The organism is Scopulibacillus daqui (assembly GCF_016908855.1).
GTDB classification, from domain to species: domain Bacteria; phylum Bacillota; class Bacilli; order Bacillales; family Sporolactobacillaceae; genus Scopulibacillus_A; species Scopulibacillus_A daqui.
In genome coordinates, this window is record NZ_JAFBER010000025.1 from 1 (window position 1) to 17129 (window position 17129).

General features: G+C 39.0%; 13 protein-coding genes and 1 pseudogene. 9 read left to right on the forward strand and 5 right to left on the reverse strand.

All coding sequences use genetic code 11. From position 1 onward, the window contains the following. Window positions 1-98: 98 nt before the first annotated feature. Both JOD45_RS13895 and JOD45_RS13900 read left to right on the forward strand, forming a co-directional pair. Window positions 99-320, forward strand: a pseudogene (locus JOD45_RS13895) (transposase); the annotation flags it as partial. Window positions 321-393: 73 nt separating this feature from the next. Further along, window positions 394-657 carry a hypothetical protein gene (locus JOD45_RS13900; RefSeq protein WP_205004509.1) on the forward strand — a complete coding sequence of 88 codons (264 nt, stop codon included), beginning with the start codon at window positions 394-396 and terminating at the stop codon, window positions 655-657. Window positions 658-1621: 964 nt separating this feature from the next. Here JOD45_RS13900 and JOD45_RS13905 read toward each other — a convergent pair. The 3 genes from JOD45_RS13905 to JOD45_RS13915 form a co-directional block, all read right to left on the reverse strand. Continuing rightward, a complete protein-coding gene (locus JOD45_RS13905; RefSeq protein WP_205004510.1) occupies window positions 1622-2158 on the reverse strand; it encodes a CHAP domain-containing protein in 537 nt (178 codons plus the stop codon). A 145-nt stretch (window positions 2159-2303) separates the two neighbouring features. Further along, window positions 2304-2627 carry a DUF3139 domain-containing protein gene (locus tag JOD45_RS13910; protein WP_205004511.1) on the reverse strand — a complete coding sequence of 108 codons (324 nt, stop codon included), beginning with the start codon at window positions 2625-2627 and terminating at the stop codon, window positions 2304-2306. Window positions 2628-2991: 364 nt separating this feature from the next. Then, on the reverse strand, window positions 2992-3261 hold the full coding sequence (locus tag JOD45_RS13915) for an excalibur calcium-binding domain-containing protein (RefSeq protein WP_205004512.1): 270 nt from the start codon (window positions 3259-3261) through the stop codon (window positions 2992-2994). A 295-nt stretch (window positions 3262-3556) separates the two neighbouring features. Between JOD45_RS13915 and JOD45_RS13920 the strand changes: the two genes are divergently transcribed. Continuing rightward, on the forward strand, window positions 3557-3868 hold the full coding sequence (locus tag JOD45_RS13920; protein ID WP_205004513.1) for a DUF5634 family protein: 312 nt from the start codon (window positions 3557-3559) through the stop codon (window positions 3866-3868). A gap of 453 nt (window positions 3869-4321) precedes the next feature. Further along, on the forward strand, window positions 4322-4600 hold the full coding sequence (locus JOD45_RS13925) for a hypothetical protein (RefSeq protein WP_205004514.1): 279 nt from the start codon (window positions 4322-4324) through the stop codon (window positions 4598-4600). Window positions 4601-4811: 211 nt separating this feature from the next. Here JOD45_RS13925 and guaC read toward each other — a convergent pair whose 3' ends face one another. Then, a complete protein-coding gene (gene guaC / locus JOD45_RS13930; RefSeq protein WP_205004515.1) occupies window positions 4812-5795 on the reverse strand; it encodes a GMP reductase in 984 nt (327 codons plus the stop codon). Window positions 5796-6177: 382 nt separating this feature from the next. Here guaC and JOD45_RS13935 point away from each other — a divergent pair, with 382 nt between their 5' ends. From JOD45_RS13935 to JOD45_RS13945, 3 genes are all read left to right on the forward strand, one after another. Continuing rightward, window positions 6178-6954, forward strand: coding sequence for an ABC transporter ATP-binding protein (locus JOD45_RS13935; protein ID WP_205004516.1), 777 nt, complete (start codon window positions 6178-6180; stop codon window positions 6952-6954). Window positions 6955-7256: 302 nt separating this feature from the next. Then, entirely contained in the window at window positions 7257-8294 is a 1038-nt protein-coding gene (gene iolG, locus JOD45_RS13940) for an inositol 2-dehydrogenase (RefSeq protein ID WP_205004517.1), read from the forward strand. A gap of 148 nt (window positions 8295-8442) precedes the next feature. Beyond that, window positions 8443-9450: a LacI family DNA-binding transcriptional regulator gene (locus JOD45_RS13945; protein WP_205004518.1), complete on the forward strand. Its 1008-nt coding sequence runs from the start codon at window positions 8443-8445 to the stop codon at window positions 9448-9450. A 114-nt stretch (window positions 9451-9564) separates the two neighbouring features. Here JOD45_RS13945 and JOD45_RS13950 read toward each other — a convergent pair whose 3' ends face one another. Beyond that, window positions 9565-11127: a phospholipase C gene (locus JOD45_RS13950; RefSeq protein ID WP_239549289.1), complete on the reverse strand. Its 1563-nt coding sequence runs from the start codon at window positions 11125-11127 to the stop codon at window positions 9565-9567. Between the two features lie 327 nt (window positions 11128-11454). Between JOD45_RS13950 and JOD45_RS13955 the strand changes: the two genes are divergently transcribed. Together JOD45_RS13955 and JOD45_RS13960 are read left to right on the forward strand one after the other, a co-directional pair. Beyond that, a complete protein-coding gene (locus tag JOD45_RS13955) occupies window positions 11455-13842 on the forward strand; it encodes a bifunctional YncE family protein/alkaline phosphatase family protein (protein ID WP_205004519.1) in 2388 nt (795 codons plus the stop codon). A gap of 106 nt (window positions 13843-13948) precedes the next feature. Next, a complete protein-coding gene (locus JOD45_RS13960; RefSeq protein WP_205004520.1) occupies window positions 13949-17041 on the forward strand; it encodes an efflux RND transporter permease subunit in 3093 nt (1030 codons plus the stop codon). The last annotated feature ends 88 nt before the right edge of the window (window positions 17042-17129 follow it).

Consider the following 17129-nt stretch of genomic DNA (forward strand, 5'->3'; position numbering starts at 1 on the left):
TATTTGCGCTTTAAATTCGGATGAATATCTTTTTCGTTTCATAAACCTACCTTAACATATCCTTTCTTCGTGTCTAATTTCTTGGGTCCATTATAGTGGTAAAGAAAAAGTCGCGCTTGGGCAGACCTGTTGAACTTAATTATGCGGCAATGATTTACTCCTTAGTGGCAAGGATTACCGAACGAATTCCATTTATTAAAGACTTAGTCAAGCGATTAAAAAACGACATGATTTTCCGTCTTGACTGCGGCTTTTTGGTATCCGATTCGGTGCCATCAGAAGCAGCTTATTCAAGAATGATTACAATCATTAGTGATTCTCGAAAGTAGAAAAGACAAAGATTATTGTACATCAAAGTAAAATAAAGTGAGTCAAGAGATAAGGGGTAATAAGATGAAGCGAATCTTCAATACAGTAAAAAAATTAATTCACTGGGTAGATAATTACCTTGATCAGGCTTATAAGGATGGGAAGTTTAATTTTAAAGCAAGTTATAATAAGGAAGATTTAATAAAAGAGATTAGAAGTATCTGTTTATCATTAGAAATGGAAAGCGTCATATCTGAAAATGATTTAGAAAAACTGATTCACCTTTTAAAAAAAAAGATAAGACTGCTGAAGAGAAACTTGCAATTGAAAGATACTGCTATTGTATAGAAAGTATTAGCCAACATTCCCATGATAACTCGACTGCGTCACTTTACTTATCAATTACCTTAGGATTTTTGTTATCGTCATTTGCAAATTATTATAAAAAAATTGGCATACCATTTATTGTTATTATCTTTGGTGGATTGTTTCTGAACATGTTTGTTTTTATAATTGTTATTTTCCCTATTAATAAACAAAGAGAAAATGAAAGAAGAAAATTAACTTATTTAAAACATTTAATTTCATTGTACAAGGAGTATTATTTATAATTGACTGAGCTGTAGTATGACAAATCCATAAGTAATGATTATTCATTTACTGTTTTTATACTTACTCCGTTTTCTTATAAATATCATCTATTGTAAAAAAGATAGGATATTTAACAGCAAATACAGCTAATATAAAAATATTTGTTACATGAATCTTTTTAAATATATCGAATATCACTGCTTTAGTTATAAACGAACTTATAAAAACTGAAAGGATATATAATAGCCCTTTTTGCAGCTTGGAATTTATATTAACTATCTCATTTTTTATAACATAGACAGACGCTAATTCTAAAATTATTAGAAAAGACCATTCCGAAATTATAAAGCCACATACATATACAAAATTTAAAGCAAGATGATTATAAAAATCGATATAAGATTTTTTATATGAAGCAAATCTAACAAACTTGTAAAACCGAATATAACAAAACCGAGATAGAAAAAATAATAATAACCCCTGCTATTCCGAGCAATACCAAAAGAAAGATAACAAAAAATCAGTCTTTTTATTGAATTTCCTATTTGCCTCCGAATGAAAGCCGCCATGCATACATTGTACATAACCTATCAGAAACATTAAGATAGTTAGAAACTTTATGAGTCCAATAATTTTTCTGTAATTCATCTAAGAACTATCACCATTCGGTTATTTTCTTAAACCCGTTTACATAAAATAATCCTCCAAATTGAAGAGAGGATTACAAATCACCTTTATAAATGTGGCCTTTTTTATAAACAACTTTTGGATGTAATCCTGGATGATAAGATCTTTTAAATAAAAAATTATAAGGTGGCCAATAGTAACCTTTTCCATACTTAGGGAAAACACCTGAAGTACCTTTAGTATACGCTTGATAAACTATCTTTGAACAATAAGTTGGATTAGTACTTTGTAAATTACTTGTAATTTTATATTTTGCTTTTCTATTATATTTTTTAGCCCAAGCTGCTGCATGTTTAGCTTTTGTATAATTGTTTATCCTTATAACTTTAGTATTCTTAAAAGATTTAAACCAAGATGATATCGAACGAACCTTTGGATGGTATCCCGGACCTCTAATTTCCATTATTTCTGTACTATTAACCACAATAGCGGCGTGACCAATTATACCACTAGAAACCGTAGAACTAGTAACTAAAATATCCCCGGCCTTTGGCGTTACCTTTGAACCAGGGTAATGGTAATATTTGGCATACAAATGCCCTGGCAATAGAGAAAAGCTTAATATTAACACAAACACACAAATAAAAAATACTGAAATAATTTTTGCATTTTAACACCTCTCTTATTAATAGCATCATACCATTTTATTCTCTAAAATGATACAAATTTTTCAGAAAAAATAAAAATAAAAAACACTAATGTTTCCGTAGTTTCTCCTATTTAGGATTTGGAATTTTGTCTAACTCCAAAATCTTTCCATCTTTTATTACATATTCGTACTCTTTTTTTGGTGAGCTAACGAATTTTACTTTTCCGCCATATTTTTGATCACCTGCAGCTAAGTAATTATAAACGCCTTTAATACAGGCAATATCATCTTCTTTATAACCTTTTTTAATTAAATAATGATCCATTTTGTTTTCAGAAGCCGTTATTTCTTTAGGATTTCCATAAATAAATCTATCATAGCTTAAATAAATACCTCTTATCGCAAGAATTACTAGGATTAATAAACCTATTACTTTCAAGGATTTTTTCATATTTTTATTCCCCCTTTAAACAAATTTCAATGACATAGTTCTGGCTCCCGAGCTTCCAATAAGTGATTACTTCTGCAACACTGTTTGCAATATCATCATCTTTATTGTCATCCTGAATGATTATCAAGGGTTAAAAGTTATTAACAGTAAAGTCGATGCCCATTGATGTTCGTTCTACGTAAAGATATACTTTTGGCATGGAGGGAGGACAATATCCTCATCCTCCTATCCCGAAAATTGAACCTTTTTAAGAGTTTATGTTCCGCCTCAAGCGGGTTAATTTTACCTTCTAGGCAATCGTTTTCGCTTCAATGCCAGTATTCCTCAACATTTACCCATAAACCAAAGATCGCCATTCTAAATCTTATCGTTCACAAGCGATAAAATCATGATCTCGATCAAGCTTTTTGTTTGCATCATAAAGCGCTTTTGACACATATGGTTTGTAATGTGTTTTTCCGCCCTTATTTTTAGCGGATGATGTACGAGCGACCCCGCCCTTATACTTTTTATTTAACTCGGTACAATTTTTATACTTTTTGGCTTTGGTTTTAGCTGTCGCAACACTATCGGAACCGGCAAAAAAGCTAAGTATTAATCCCAAAGACAGAACAACAGCTGATATTTTTTTCAATTGTTTTGTCCCCCCCTTTCATGTTACATGTCTATTATACCAATTTTTCCAATAATGGGGTGTGGAAAATTTCCTTTAATTCATTTTTAATACAAATTGATATACTTTGGTTTTTAATCAAACGTTTAATTATTTTTTTATTATTGCTGTGTTGGCAAAGAATAAAAAAGGATACGGAAGGAAAAAAGTTAACCAGTAAGAAAATTACATTTACCAGTTATCTTTTTATCTGTTCCCGTACAATATAGATGAAGAAAAGATATAATCAATAAACCATGGACGGGAGCTTGAAAATATGGAATATGTTACGAGAGAAACGATATTAAAGCATATGAGCAGAGACTTAGAAAACGTGATGAACAGGTATGATGTAGATGATGTCGGCATTTATGAAGAGCAAGGCGAAGGGGATCATTATTATATTGGTTATACGGTTAGAAAGGACGGCAAAGTTTATATGATTAATATGCCGTTTGTGAAGGATGATGAAAACAAATTAGCTGTGGCTGAACAAAGCTGGACGATTCAGGGGGAAAATGGCAATGAACAGAAGGGTTTTAAGACGCTTGATGAAGTATTTGATGCCATTAACCGCCGTTATCATTGAACTTACTTAATTTGACACCTCCTCTTAAAGATGAGCGATATGTTTAATAGAGGCAGCAAAAACCGATCATCCCTTATGAGGTGATCGGTTTTGATTGCTTTTTAATATTCCTTTCTCTTTTTCACCTTAAGGAAAATCCATTGATAAATAAATAAAAAAGGGATGTAAATATAGATCAGACCTGGCTGCTCTCGCTTATCTTTGAATGATTCGGTGTCGGCATAATCGGAATCCTTTCTTGTTCGTTTATAGCTGCTTCATTTATGGCATAACCTATAAATAAACGAAAAGTTCGGGTCAAGTTTTATGATATACAAATAGCCGCTGCCTATACAAAGCAGCGGCAAAATGCCTTTTTCAGATTGAGTGTAATGTGATAATTAACCCTTGGACATACTGAGTGATAGCAGCGGCTTAATCATATCCAGATTTGTTAAAGGGAGGACATCCAAGGTGTTTAATGAAAATGACTTTTCTATTCAAAGAAAAATGGAAAGTATTTGGGAAACAACTTGCGGTTCATGGAAAAATTGTACAGATACATCCATTCAGTCTTTTTTATCACAATGCGAAAAAAATAACATCGACCCGCAATACTGCATGGACTGGGTTGAACAACATAAGGAACAAATCCCTGATTGGTCATTGGTTTCAAAGGTTTCGCTTGATTGGATTAACCAGCATACTTCAACCGGTTCACCAATGACTTTTAAAGATCAAGACTTTCGTTAATAAATGGAGGGGAATCGCCTCTCCATTTTTATTATAGGTACTTATGATTGGGTTACCTTTTCAAAATCTTTCATTGCCTTCAAGAATCGTTTCAAAAAGACTGCGGCTATGCAGGGGAAGCAAGAAGAATTGGAAGGGGCCAAGAACAGTCAAGAAATAGGCTGTAAAATAAAAAAGGTGAGCTATGTACGCGCTCACCTTGAATCATAAATTAATATACTTTATCCCCGTTAAAAATTGAATTCTTAACAATCACATAATCCACGTTGCGAATCGCTTCTAATTTGTTTCCTCCCGCATAAGAGATGGAAGACTGCAGATCTTGTTCCATTTCTACTAAAGTGTCCTTTAAAGACCCTTTGTGTTCAACGTACATTTTCTTGCCTTCGACATTTTTTCTTTCGCCTTTTTGAAATTCGGAAGCTGATCCAAAATATTCTTTATAGATTTTGCCGTCTTTTTCAATGGTTTCTCCCGGAGATTCTTCATGTCCGGCAAACAATGAACCAATCATGACCATTGAAGCGCCGAACCTAATTGATTTGGCAATATCGCCGTGTGTGCGAATACCGCCGTCGGCAATGATAGGTTTGCTTGCGGCTTTGGCGCACCAGCGCAGTGCAGCTAATTGCCAGCCGCCTGTTCCGAATCCAGTTTTGATTTTCGTGATGCATACCTTGCCGGGGCCAATGCCTACTTTTGTCGCGTCTGCCCCCGCATTTTCCAATTCTCTTACCGCTTCAGGAGTACCAACGTTTCCTGCAATAACAAAGCTGTCAGGCAAGTGCTTCTTAATATGCTGAATCATTTCTATTACCGGATTAGAATGGCCGTGTGCAATGTCAATTGTAATATATTCCGGTGAAAGATTTTCTTCTGCCAGTTGTTTTATGAATTGAAATTCTTCATCTTTAACGCCGACACTAATGGATGCATATAATCCACGGGTTTTCATGTCTTTAATAAAAGATGCGCGCTTCTCTGGATGAAAACGGTGCATGATATAGAAATAACCATTTTCCGCTAAATAAACGGCAATCTTCTCATCAATAATAGTCTGCATATTGGCGGGAACAACCGGAAGTTTAAAAGCACGGCCGCCAAAGTTTATTGTTGTATCACATTCAGAACGGCTATTTACAATGCATTTTGCCGGAATAAGCTGAATATCTTCATAATCAAACACATTTTCCATGGTTTACACCTCAAAATACGAATAATTTATCAAATATACATTTGCAATGTTCGTCATTAGTAATGTACATCATTTTTATTAGTATGTCAAATCTTTATACAAATCATATATTGTTTCTTTTAATGCGGAAAATATGTTATTTCAGATAAGACATCTTTCATTATAAGGATGTTCGTTTTTTAGTTTCTTTCTTAAAAAATAGCGGAACAGCCAATCACTTGGCGCAGAAACTCTGTTTAGCGCTTCGGAATTTATCTAAGAAACTTTTAATCGTCTATTTCGAATATTTTAGACAATGACTTTTCGTTTTGCTATGATACGAGTAACAAGTGGTCGAGATTTAAATATATACTCATCATTAAAGAAGAAGGGAAGCTTTATCATGATTATCGACATAAAAAATGCCACATGGCAGCGGGGCGATAAAACCATTTTAAAAGACGTCTCTTGGCAAGTGAAAAACGGAGAACATTGGTGTCTTTTAGGTCTTAACGGGGCAGGGAAAACCGCTCTTCTAAATTTAATCAACGGCTATATGTTCCCGACAAAAGGGGATGTCACGGTGCTGGGCTTTGAGTTTGGCAAGTCGCCTTTACCGGAACTCCGGAAATTGATCGGTTGGGTAAGCTCATCGCTCCAGCAAAGGCTATACGGAAACGATACTGTTGAAGAAATTATTCTTAGCGGAAAGTTTGCTTCAATCGGCCTTTATCAGCAGCCTGAAGAAAATGATATAGAAAAAGCGGGGAAAATATTAGCCGATTTAGGATGTGAACAATTCCGCTTCCGCAGATATGAAACATTATCGCAAGGTGAACGCCAAAAGATTTTAATTGCGAGAGCACTTATGGCATCACCGAAACTATTGATTTTAGACGAGCCATGCACAGGGCTTGATATTTTTGCCCGGGAACAGCTTTTATCAATGATAGACACCATTGCGAAGCAGCCTGATGCGCCGACGCTCATCTATGTGACTCACCATGTTGAAGAAATTCTGCCATGCTTCAGCCATACATTGCTGCTCAAACAGGGAGAAGTATTCAGGGCAGGGAAAACAGCTGATGTTTTAACAGAGGGTGAGTTGACTGACTTTTTCGGCACCCCTCTGGAAGTTGAGCGCAAGAAAGAGCGGATAGCGATTTCTTTAAAATCATAGCATTGAAGAGAAGGCGCTGATTCGGCGCCTTCAAGGCAGTAAAAAAATGGATAAATACAAATTTCCCAAATTAAAAATAAGAAAAAAATAAAATAATGATTGAAAAATACGAACCATTTTTATAAAATAATATTCAAGATAAGGAAAGCGCTTAACTTAAAGTTTAAATATTAAAATCAAGAACTATTCGGGGTTACTGGCGGCGGGTTATAATTTAAGATAAATGCTTATGATTTTCGGCTGTTATTTTTTTATGGTTTGAGGAAAGCGCTTAATTTATGAATAGGACAGGAGTGACGAATATGTCTAGAGAAATTCGTGTTGCGGCACTTGGATTAGGCAGACTAGGCTATTATCATACTAAAAACTTAAAAGAAAAAGTAAGAGGCGCAAAACTTGTTAGTGTAGCCGATCCTTTTGGAGACCAAGCTCAGAAGGCTGCTGCGGAATTAGGCGTTGAAAAATGGACAAAAAATCCTGATGATGTCTTTCAAGATCCTGAAATTGACGCGGTCATTATTGTAACGCCTACGACGACTCATGGGGAAATGATTAAAAAGGCAGCCAAACACGGGAAACATATCTTTGTTGAAAAACCGCTGACACAATCATTGAATGAAGCAGAAGAGGTCATTCAAGCGGTTGAAGATCATCAAGTGATTTGCCAGGTCGGATTTATGAGACGTTTCGATCCTTCTTATTATGATGCGAAGAAGAGAATAGAAGCAGGTGATATTGGCAAACCGATATATTTTAAAGGCATTACGCGCGATTTCACTTGCCCTCCGGAGGAATTTATTAAGAACAGCGGCGGTATTTTTCTTGATTGTTCCATCCATGATTATGATATTGCCAGATATCTCATGGGAGCGGAAATAACATCTGTTTCGGCTCACGGCACAGTGGTCCAGCATCCTTATATGAGCAAATATAATGATGTCGATCAGGCCATCACCTACATAGAATTTGATTCAGGAGCGGCGGGAGATGTTGAAGCAAGCCGAAATTCCCGGCACGGTTATGACATTCGCGCAGAGATTATCGGTACTGAAGGGTCATTATTTGTCGGAACCTTTAGAAATAGAAACGCCATACTGCTCAATGCCAAAGGCAGCAATTATGAAGTTATCCCTGATTTTCAAACGAGATTTAATGATGCTTATTTGTTAGAATTAGAAGAATTTATTAAATGTGTACAAGAAAATAAAGAGCCGAGAATCACAGCGCTTGACTCGAAAATTAACATGCAAATTGCCGCAGCGGCGACAAAATCTTTCCTTAATAATGGGGAAAAAATATTTTTGGAAACATCAAAAACAGCCAACTTATCAGTAGGTTAATCATACTTCCGTTGTAAGCGTTTTAAGGAATTTATATAAGGGAGCATCCTTATTGAAAAGGATACTCCCTCATTCTATTCATTGATAGAAACGGTTTCCTCCAGCAGATATAATAGGGTAAAAGACAGTATTGAAAGAAGGACAATCTATGAAGCCGACCATATATGATGTCGCTGAAAAGGCGGGCGTGTCTATCGCGACCGTATCTAAAGTGATCAATAACACAGGCAAAATCAGCGATAAGACAAAACAAAAAGTGCTTAAAATCATGGAAGAAATAAACTATCAGCCGAGCGTTGTAGCTTCAGCTCTAACCGGGAAACAGACGAATACGATAGGTTTCCTTATTCCGGATATCGCCAATCCTTTTCATGCTGAAATGGCCAGAAGTGTGGAAGACAGAGGGCATGAATTAGGGTTCAGTGTTGTCATGTGCAATACTGACGGCAATCTTGACAAGGAAGCGCAATATCTCGAATGGCTGCAGAGAAAAAGGGTTGACGGCATCATCCTTGGCAGCGCCGCTCAAAACAATGCCATTATAAAAGAATTAATTAAACAAGAGATCCCGGCGGCTCTTATTGCTACAGATATGCCTTCACTGTCAGTTAATGCTGTATTGGTCGATGATTTTTTAGGAGGATATCAAGCCATTTCCCATTTAACAAGCCTGGGGCATACAGATATTGCCTTTTTAGCCGGAAACTTAAACAATGTGATGGAAAAAGAACGTTTGCGCGGCTATAAGCAAGCGCTCCAGGAAGCTGGTGCGGCATTCGATAGGAAAAATCTATTAACCAACAATTTTTCTTTTGATGATGCGAAAAGATCAATGAAAAAATTGATAGAGTCCGGAAGACGACCCACGGCTGTTTTCGCATTTAATGATCTTCTAGCTATCGGCGCTATTCATGGAGCTAAAGAAGCAGGATTGAAAATTCCTGATGATTTATCCGTCATCGGTTTTGACAACACACTCCTAGCGGCTGTTAACGATCCCCCGTTAACGACGATTGCCCAGCCGATTCAAGACATGGGACGAACTGTGACAGATTTACTAGTAAAAGAAATCAAAGGCGGCAATACTGTAAAACAGCGGGTTGTCTTATTGCCGGAGTTGGTTGTCCGGCAAACGACCATTCCCCCGAAAATATAAGTCTTTGCACCTTGAATATACAATTGAAATGGTGCAGCTTTTTTGTACTGCACCCCAAAAGTTAGAGTAACAATCTAACCTTTGGGGTGTTTATTTATGTTAGCCACTTATATTTTAAGATTTTCCTTTAACCTCCGCCGGCGTGATAGGCTGACCCGAGATTGGATCTAAATAAAGCTTTTGCTGGCGAGGATTTTGTTGGAAGTCAAAGAGATTTTTCAATGATCCGGCTTTTGTATCAAAGGAGCCGCTGCCAATCCGGCCAAGATGCCAATTATCTTCAATAAATCTTAATATAGAGGATTGATCCGTAACCTTATGATCCACAAAATTCTTCTTGGCGTACGGAGAAATCACAAGCAGCGGGAGTCTAGGGCCATAGCCGGCACGATCTAGGTAGGAAGAGAGCTTCGGCTTTCTGGCGTCGCCCGGTCCATATAAGGCATCGTATACAGGATCATTGGAGCCGTTGACTTGAGGGCTCATCATATGATCATACCACCCGTCAGAATCATCATAGGCAATGATAACCGCTGTATTTTTCCATTCCGGCAAAGATTGCAGATGGTTGAGTGTATGCACGATAAAATGCTGTTCATCAAGCGGATCAGAGTAACCGGCATGACCGTCTTGATAGCAAGACGCTTTAAGGAAACTTACTGCCGGCAAGTGACCGCTGTCAGCGGCCGACCAGAAGTCTTTAAGATCATACTGATGGTTGGCCTGGTCTGTTTTGCCGATCATATTAACAGATGATGGCGGCAAATGCTTTGGATTCGACGTTGATTGGTAATATTGGAACGGTTCATGATGAGGGCTGTAATCGGCCACTTGGTTTCCGGCAATATTTTTATGCTGGGAATGAGGATTGCGGAATCCGCCTTCAAACCATCCCCAAGTGATGTCTTTCTTATTTAACAAATCACCTACGTTTTTACCGCTTAAAGCGGCTGTTGGCTTGTTTGGATTGGAGGCTTGATCGTAGTAAGGATCGAGGTCCCCAAATAATGTGCCGTTTGCAAGGTAGTCTTTTACTTTATTGGTTTTTGCGCCGTGGATATAAGCGGCTGCCCCATGGGTTTGCCCAGAAATAAGGTTAAGAGCGCCCGGAGTTGAAGGACCGAATGTTGTGCCAAAGGAATGGTCGTTCATGGCAAAGTTTTGAGCATAATTCCATAATGCTGTAACTGTATTTCCATCATAATAGTCCATAACAAGGGAAGGATCATCGCCTCCGGATGTATATTCTGCGAATTTGTCCATTTTTCCGCCGTCAAAAGCTTTCTGTTCATCGGTATAATCATGATCCATATCAGCCGTTACAGCTTCAGAACGATCTAATCTTTTCGGATTGTATTTATTTGGATTATTTGTCAGAAGCTTTTTCGTCAGCCCATAGACGCGGGGGGTGCCGGGCTTTGCTTGGAATGCAGGTTCACCTTTAGGATTTTTAGCATGGGGATAAGTCCCAAAATAGTGATCGAAGGATACATTTTCATCAAATAGAACGACAACATGCTGAATCGGTGTTGCGGTTTTCTCCGAATGTTTAACATGGGCATAAGGAGGCATATGTTTTGTATTGGCTTGGTTGTCATGGGCTGAAGTTGTCAGCGGAACCGCAAAAAGAGTGCTTAAGGCAAGCATACTGTTAAATGCTGCTTTTCTTAATGTCATTTTCCTTATCTCCTTTAGATTGGTTTGTATAAGTAGTTTAATAGATGTTTGTTGAGCTTTTCTTAAGGATATGTTTTCTTTTTGTAAAATGAAACAGCTTCCCTCAGCAGAGATTATTCATCCTTATTTTCCGCTTCAATGACAAGGCTTGCTAAGTTTTAAGGCAGCAGGCGCCTCGCAGGCTTTGCACAGGGATAAAACAGTTGAAAAGTCATCAGACCATTTTAGCGCTTTTTTTTAAGAAATCTTTTCATAATGCCAACAATATATTTACATTTCATTTGTATCGTATTCATAGAAGGCCATTTTTTCAATGGGAGTGATTCTATGAAACGAAAAAAGGTGATGATTGCCGTCCTTGCGGTTGTAATGGCAACGTCGGCATCTGCTTACGCTTATCATCGTACGGCTGGTCCGAAGGGGGATAATTATGGTATAACGTCGCAAAATTGGACATTGACACCGGCTGGCAAGCAAATTAAACTTGGAGATTTTCCGATGGGGGGCGCTTTAAGCCCGGACAGTCATTATTTAGTAGTCTCTAATGACGGTCAAGGCACCCAGTCGCTTCAAGTCATTGATACGAAAACAAATAAAGTTGTCCAAACGGTGCCTTACAGTTCGCCTGAAGCTTTATATCTTGGTGCATCATTCAGTCCCGATGGCAAGAAGCTGTATGCTTCTGCCGGCGGCAACAACAAAATACGTGTTTATGATTTCGTTAACGGTAAATTATCGGAAAAGGATCCGATTGAATTAAAGGATGATAAGAATACTAATTTTTATCCTGCCGGCCTATCAGTATCTCCGGATGGGAAGTATCTCTATGTTGCTGATAATCTTGATCACTCTGTATGCAAAATCGATATCAAAAATAAAAAAATGGTCAAAAAAGTCCCTGTTGGAAAAAACCCATATACCGCTTATTTAAGCCATGACGGTAAATCCTTATATGTCACGAATTGGGGGGAAAGCAGTGTCACTGTCCTTAATCCCCAAACCATGGCAGTCAAGAAAACGATTCAGACGGATTTGCATCCAAATGCCGTTGCGGAAAACATAAAAAACGGCATGATTTATATATCAAATTCTGACAGCGATACGATTTCCATTATAGATGCCAAAAATGATCAGGTCATACAAACGCTTTCGCTAAAACCTTATAAAAGCGCGCCCGCCGGCAGCCAGCCGGATGCAATGGCCGTCAGCAGAGATGGCAAAACGCTTTACGTTGCCAATGCCGGCAATAATGATGTCGCGGTTATAGATGTCTCGAAAAGAACAGCTAAAATTAAAGGTCTGATTCCGACAGCCTGGTATCCGACCGGCGTCTATGTGGATGACAAAGATGGCAAGCTTATGGTTGCCAACGCGAAAGGTCTTGGCGCCGGTCCGAATAAAGACGGGCAATTTATTGGAAATATGATTGAAGGAACGCTGTCGACATTGGACATTCCCCATTCAAAGGAGCTTCAAAAATATACAAAACAAGTCAAAAAGAATAATCCAATAGAACAGCGCAACGCCAACAATAGCGGAAACAGTTTTCCAGTCCCGCAAAATCAAAATCAAAAATCGCCTATAAAACATGTCATTTATGTGATTAAAGAAAACCGAACTTATGATCAAGTGTTCGGAGATTTGGACAGGGGCAACGGTGATAAGGACTTAGCGACTTTTGGCGAGGAGATCACGCCAAATATTCATAAATTGGCTAAGCAATTTGTGACTTTTGATAATTTTTACGCCGATGCAGAGATCAGTGCCCAAGGGCATAATTGGTCAACCGCCGCAAAAGCCAACGACTATGTGGAAAAGAACTGGCTGGCTAATTATTCTGGAAGAAATCGTGATTATGACATGGAGGGAGGCAATGAGGCCGCTTATCCTAAAGCCGGATTCTTATGGGACAATGCGAAACGTTCGGGAGTCAGCTTTCGGGATTATGGTGAGTTTGTAAACCCTGATCCTGTATCAAAGCAATGGGTGCCGTCGGATCCAAGTATCGGCGACCGTGTTGATCATGCCTATCCTGGATGGGATCTCGACATTTCAGATTTAACGCGTGAAGCAGAATGGGAAAAAGAGTTTCAACAATATATCAAAAACGGCAATTTGCCGCAGCTTCAGATTGTGAGACTCCCAAATGATCATACCAACGGCACGAAGCCTGGAAAATTAACACCGCAAGCGATGGTTGCACAAAACGATGATGCGGTAGGCAAGCTTGTAGAGGCTGTCAGCCATTCGAAGTATTGGAAGGATACGGCTATCTTTATTACAGAAGATGATTCTCAGAACGGCTGGGATCATGTTGATGCTCACCGTACAGAATCGCTCGTTATTAGTCCTTATACACAGACGGGAAAGGTTGACAGTACTTTTTACGATACAGCCTCAATGATTCATACGATGGAACTTATTTTAGGTATGAAACCAATGACTCAATATGATGCTTCCAGTATTCCGATGTTCCGCGCCTTCAGTTCCAAGCCAAACTTAGCCGCTTATAAAGCGGAAAATCCGCGTTATCCCATTGACAAGAAGAACGGAAAGAATGCACCTGGGGCAGCGATGTCCAGAAAAATGGATTTTTCACAAGCAGACAATATAGACGAAGAGAAGCTGAATCGCGTCTTATGGGAAGCCACTCATAAGGGTAAGCCTAAAGACTACCCTAATAAAACAAAGGCTTCGGTATTAGAGGCAAAGTAAGAATTGTCTGTAACGTCCGTATGCCTCCGCAGATGCAGCTCGTGAACGCATCTTCTAAAGGGGGCTTACGGCGTCAACCAAGATAAAAAACAAAGGTGGACGTCTTATGGAAAAGGTTATTCACGCGTTGTCCAAACGGTTGCCGCTTATTATTTTATTCATTGTCTTAATTTTTACTTGGGGCGCTTATTCAGCAACTCAAATGAAAAAGGAATATTTGCCGGATATTAATAATCCTATTTTGATGGTTACTCTGAAGACCGATGGAGAATTAAAAGGGGAAAAACAAAATCTACAGCTAAGCGAACAGCTCACAAAAGCTTTAAAGGGTGTAGACCAGCTTCAATCGGTTGAATCAACGATATATCCCCAAGGGTTATTTTTAAGCCTTATCTTTCCGCAAAATATTGATATTAAAGAAGCTGAAAAAAGTATAAAATCCGAGCTGCAAACGGTTCAACTGCCTAAGGGAGTGAGTCAGCCGGAGATCACAAGAATTAGTTCCGATAGTTTTCCTTTCATGAAAATCAGTTTAACATCAGATAAGCTTTCAAATATTGACCTGCGTACGACGGCATCTAAACATATCAAAAAACAATTAGAAAAAATCCAAGGGGTCGAGAAAATACAAACAACCGGCAATGGAGAAAAGGGTTATATTGTCAATCTGGATAATCAAAAGTTGGATAAGTACCGGCTTAGCTTTAAAGATATTAAAGCCGCACTGAAAGATAAACATATATCATGGCCCAATGGCGCCGTCCAAGCTAAAAATCTTTGGCTGCCGCTGACAGTTGAGGGTTCCTCTGCAGATGCCGAGACGTTAGGCAACATTGTTGTAAAAAGGAGCAATGACAAGAATATCTTGCTGAAAGATGTTGCAACGATTCAAAAGGGGATTGTCCATTGGGAGACTTTGTCAAAAACGAACAGTCATCCAAGTGTGCTTCTTAATTTGCTGAAAACACCGTCAGCTGATGTGACAAAGGTCAGCCAATCAGCGGCAGAAAGGCTTCGTCACATACCAGAGATAAAAAGCGGCAATGTTCACGCCGATATTCTTCTTAATCAAGGTGAAGCAGTATCCCATGCTATAAAAGGCGTGTGGAGAGAAGGATTATTAGGCTGTTTATTTTCAATGATATGTGTATTCTTCTTTTTTCGAGAGTGGCGTTCCACAATGGCCATTCTATTTTCCTTGCCGATTTGCTTTCTAACGACAATAGCGGTTCTTTATCATATGGGAATCACATTAAATCTATTGACGGCTTCAGGGTTAATCGTTGCGATGGGAAGAGTGGTGGACGACTCCATTGTCATCATGGATAATATGTATCGAAAGCTCGAACAGCAGCAGCGCTTTTCCCTGTCTGCCTTAACTGAAGCCGTTAAAGAGATGATTCCAGCTGTTATTTCATCGACTTTGACAACGATAGCCGTCTATATTCCGCTCGCTATGACAGGAACAATGGTTGGATATGCTTTTTCTGGCTTTGCATGGGCGGTGGCCATTGCCTTAATCTGCTCACTTATCGTTTCTTTGATTCTTATTCCGCCATACGCTGCCTTGACATGGCGCCGACGTTTTGCTCCCATAGCAATAAAAGCAGAAGAATGGGCAAAACCAATCATTAGCCGTTTGTTTAAAAGGCGGCAATTCATATTCGGAATCTTATGTATCGCATTGGTTTTATCGGCGGTCGGAGCATGTTTCATACCTGTGAATATTCTTCCCCGCTCTCACGCTCACGATGTGACTGTACAAATTGAATGTCCGGACGGAGCGACGCTTGACCAAGTCGACGCTGAAGTCAGAAGTTTTGAATCTTTATTAAGCAAGCATCCTGAAATAAAAAGCTACGATTCAACGCTGGGGTCTTCTTTTAGCCCGGCATTCGATGATGTTTTTGATCAAGACGGCGGCTGGATTCAGCAGCCTAATGTTGCGAATGTTTACGTGACGCCCAAAAAAGACGTTTCAGCCGATCATTTAATACATAAAATCAACCAAGATATTAAACAATTGTCCAATGATGCTGTATTTACCGTGTCAAGCCAACAAATTGCCGGAGATGATTCACGGGTAAGAATTGTATTAACAGGACCAAACAAAAATGAGCTGATAAGAGCTGCGAACCATTTGAAGAGCAAGATGCAGATGATAAAAGGATTTCAATTAAACGGTGATGCCGATTCGAACGATCAGCTGCGTTTTACGGTTAAGCTGCAAGAAGAAAAAGTGAAAAGGCTTGGTCTTCATAAGGAAGACATTTTAAATAAGGTTCGGAACTTTTTGGACGAAAGAGAGGATTTGAATGTGTCCATAGATGGTTCTTCGATACCTGTGACACTCCATAAGCCTTCTAATGTCCATCTTGCTTATAAACAAGGCGTCGACTCAACAAAAGCCTTATTGACGAAGCTTGGCCGCTTAACTTTTAATGCAAAAACAGGGAAAAAGGTCTTATTAGCTGATATCTCAACGTTGGATGTCGAACCGAATGCTGTGATCGGCGAAAAGGACGGTATCCCAATGGCCGTTGTAACGGGGAATATTATTACGACGGATATTGGCCGTGTAACTGGGGAAATCAAGCAAATCTTAAAGGACAATCATTTTCCGAAAGGCATTCATGTGGATTTTGGCGGCATCCCGCAACAAGTGAAAGAAATGATTTGGTCTATCAGTTTAGCTGGATTTTTGTCGATCATACTGGTCCTGATAATCATTACAAGTATATTTAAAGGTATTCGCGCACCGCTTGCTGTCATATCTTCTTTGCCGTTTGCCTTCATTGGTTCAGTGATTCTATTATTTGTATTCGGGCAATCATGGAATCTGGGAGCATTGGCAGGGTTAGTCATGCTCATCGGTATCGTTGCAACGAACGGCATCGTACTTGTTGATAGAATGGAACGGCTTCGAGCCCAAGGAAAAGATGTGCATTCTGCTGCCATAGAAGGGGCGGCAAGCCGCTTTCGACCTGTACTGATGACCGCTGCCGCAACCATTTTAACGCTACTGCCGCTGGCCTTGTCCCGTCAGTCAGATACGCTGATTTCACAATCGCTGGGATTGGTTGTTATCGGCGGGATGATAACAGCTACAATAACCAGCTTAATCATCATTCCAACGATATATCAATGGCTGTACAGCAAAAGAGACAAGGCTGAAGTAAAAACGAGCCTGTCTCAATAAAGGTCTCATCCCCGCAAAAAAAAGCTGCACCATTGTCTCTGGAAACGAGACAGATGGTCAGCTTTTTACAGGGATTTTTTATTTTAGG

What these genes read in the sequence shown, in the direction of transcription:
- JOD45_RS13900 (WP_205004509.1), top strand. Translation starts at nt 394, where the DNA reads ATGAAGCGAATCTTCAATACAGTAAAAAAATTAATTCACTGGGTAGAT.
- JOD45_RS13910 (WP_205004511.1), bottom strand. Translation starts at nt 2,627, where the DNA reads ATGAAAAAATCCTTGAAAGTAATAGGTTTATTAATCCTAGTAATTCTT.
- JOD45_RS13920 (WP_205004513.1), top strand. Translation starts at nt 3,557, where the DNA reads ATGGAATATGTTACGAGAGAAACGATATTAAAGCATATGAGCAGAGAC.
- guaC (WP_205004515.1), bottom strand. Translation starts at nt 5,795, where the DNA reads ATGGAAAATGTGTTTGATTATGAAGATATTCAGCTTATTCCGGCAAAA.
- JOD45_RS13935 (WP_205004516.1), top strand. Translation starts at nt 6,178, where the DNA reads ATGATTATCGACATAAAAAATGCCACATGGCAGCGGGGCGATAAAACC.
- iolG (WP_205004517.1), top strand. Translation starts at nt 7,257, where the DNA reads ATGTCTAGAGAAATTCGTGTTGCGGCACTTGGATTAGGCAGACTAGGC.
- JOD45_RS13945 (WP_205004518.1), top strand. Translation starts at nt 8,443, where the DNA reads ATGAAGCCGACCATATATGATGTCGCTGAAAAGGCGGGCGTGTCTATC.
- JOD45_RS13950 (WP_239549289.1), bottom strand. Translation starts at nt 11,127, where the DNA reads ATGACATTAAGAAAAGCAGCATTTAACAGTATGCTTGCCTTAAGCACT.
- JOD45_RS13955 (WP_205004519.1), top strand. Translation starts at nt 11,455, where the DNA reads ATGAAACGAAAAAAGGTGATGATTGCCGTCCTTGCGGTTGTAATGGCA.
- JOD45_RS13960 (WP_205004520.1), top strand. Translation starts at nt 13,949, where the DNA reads ATGGAAAAGGTTATTCACGCGTTGTCCAAACGGTTGCCGCTTATTATT.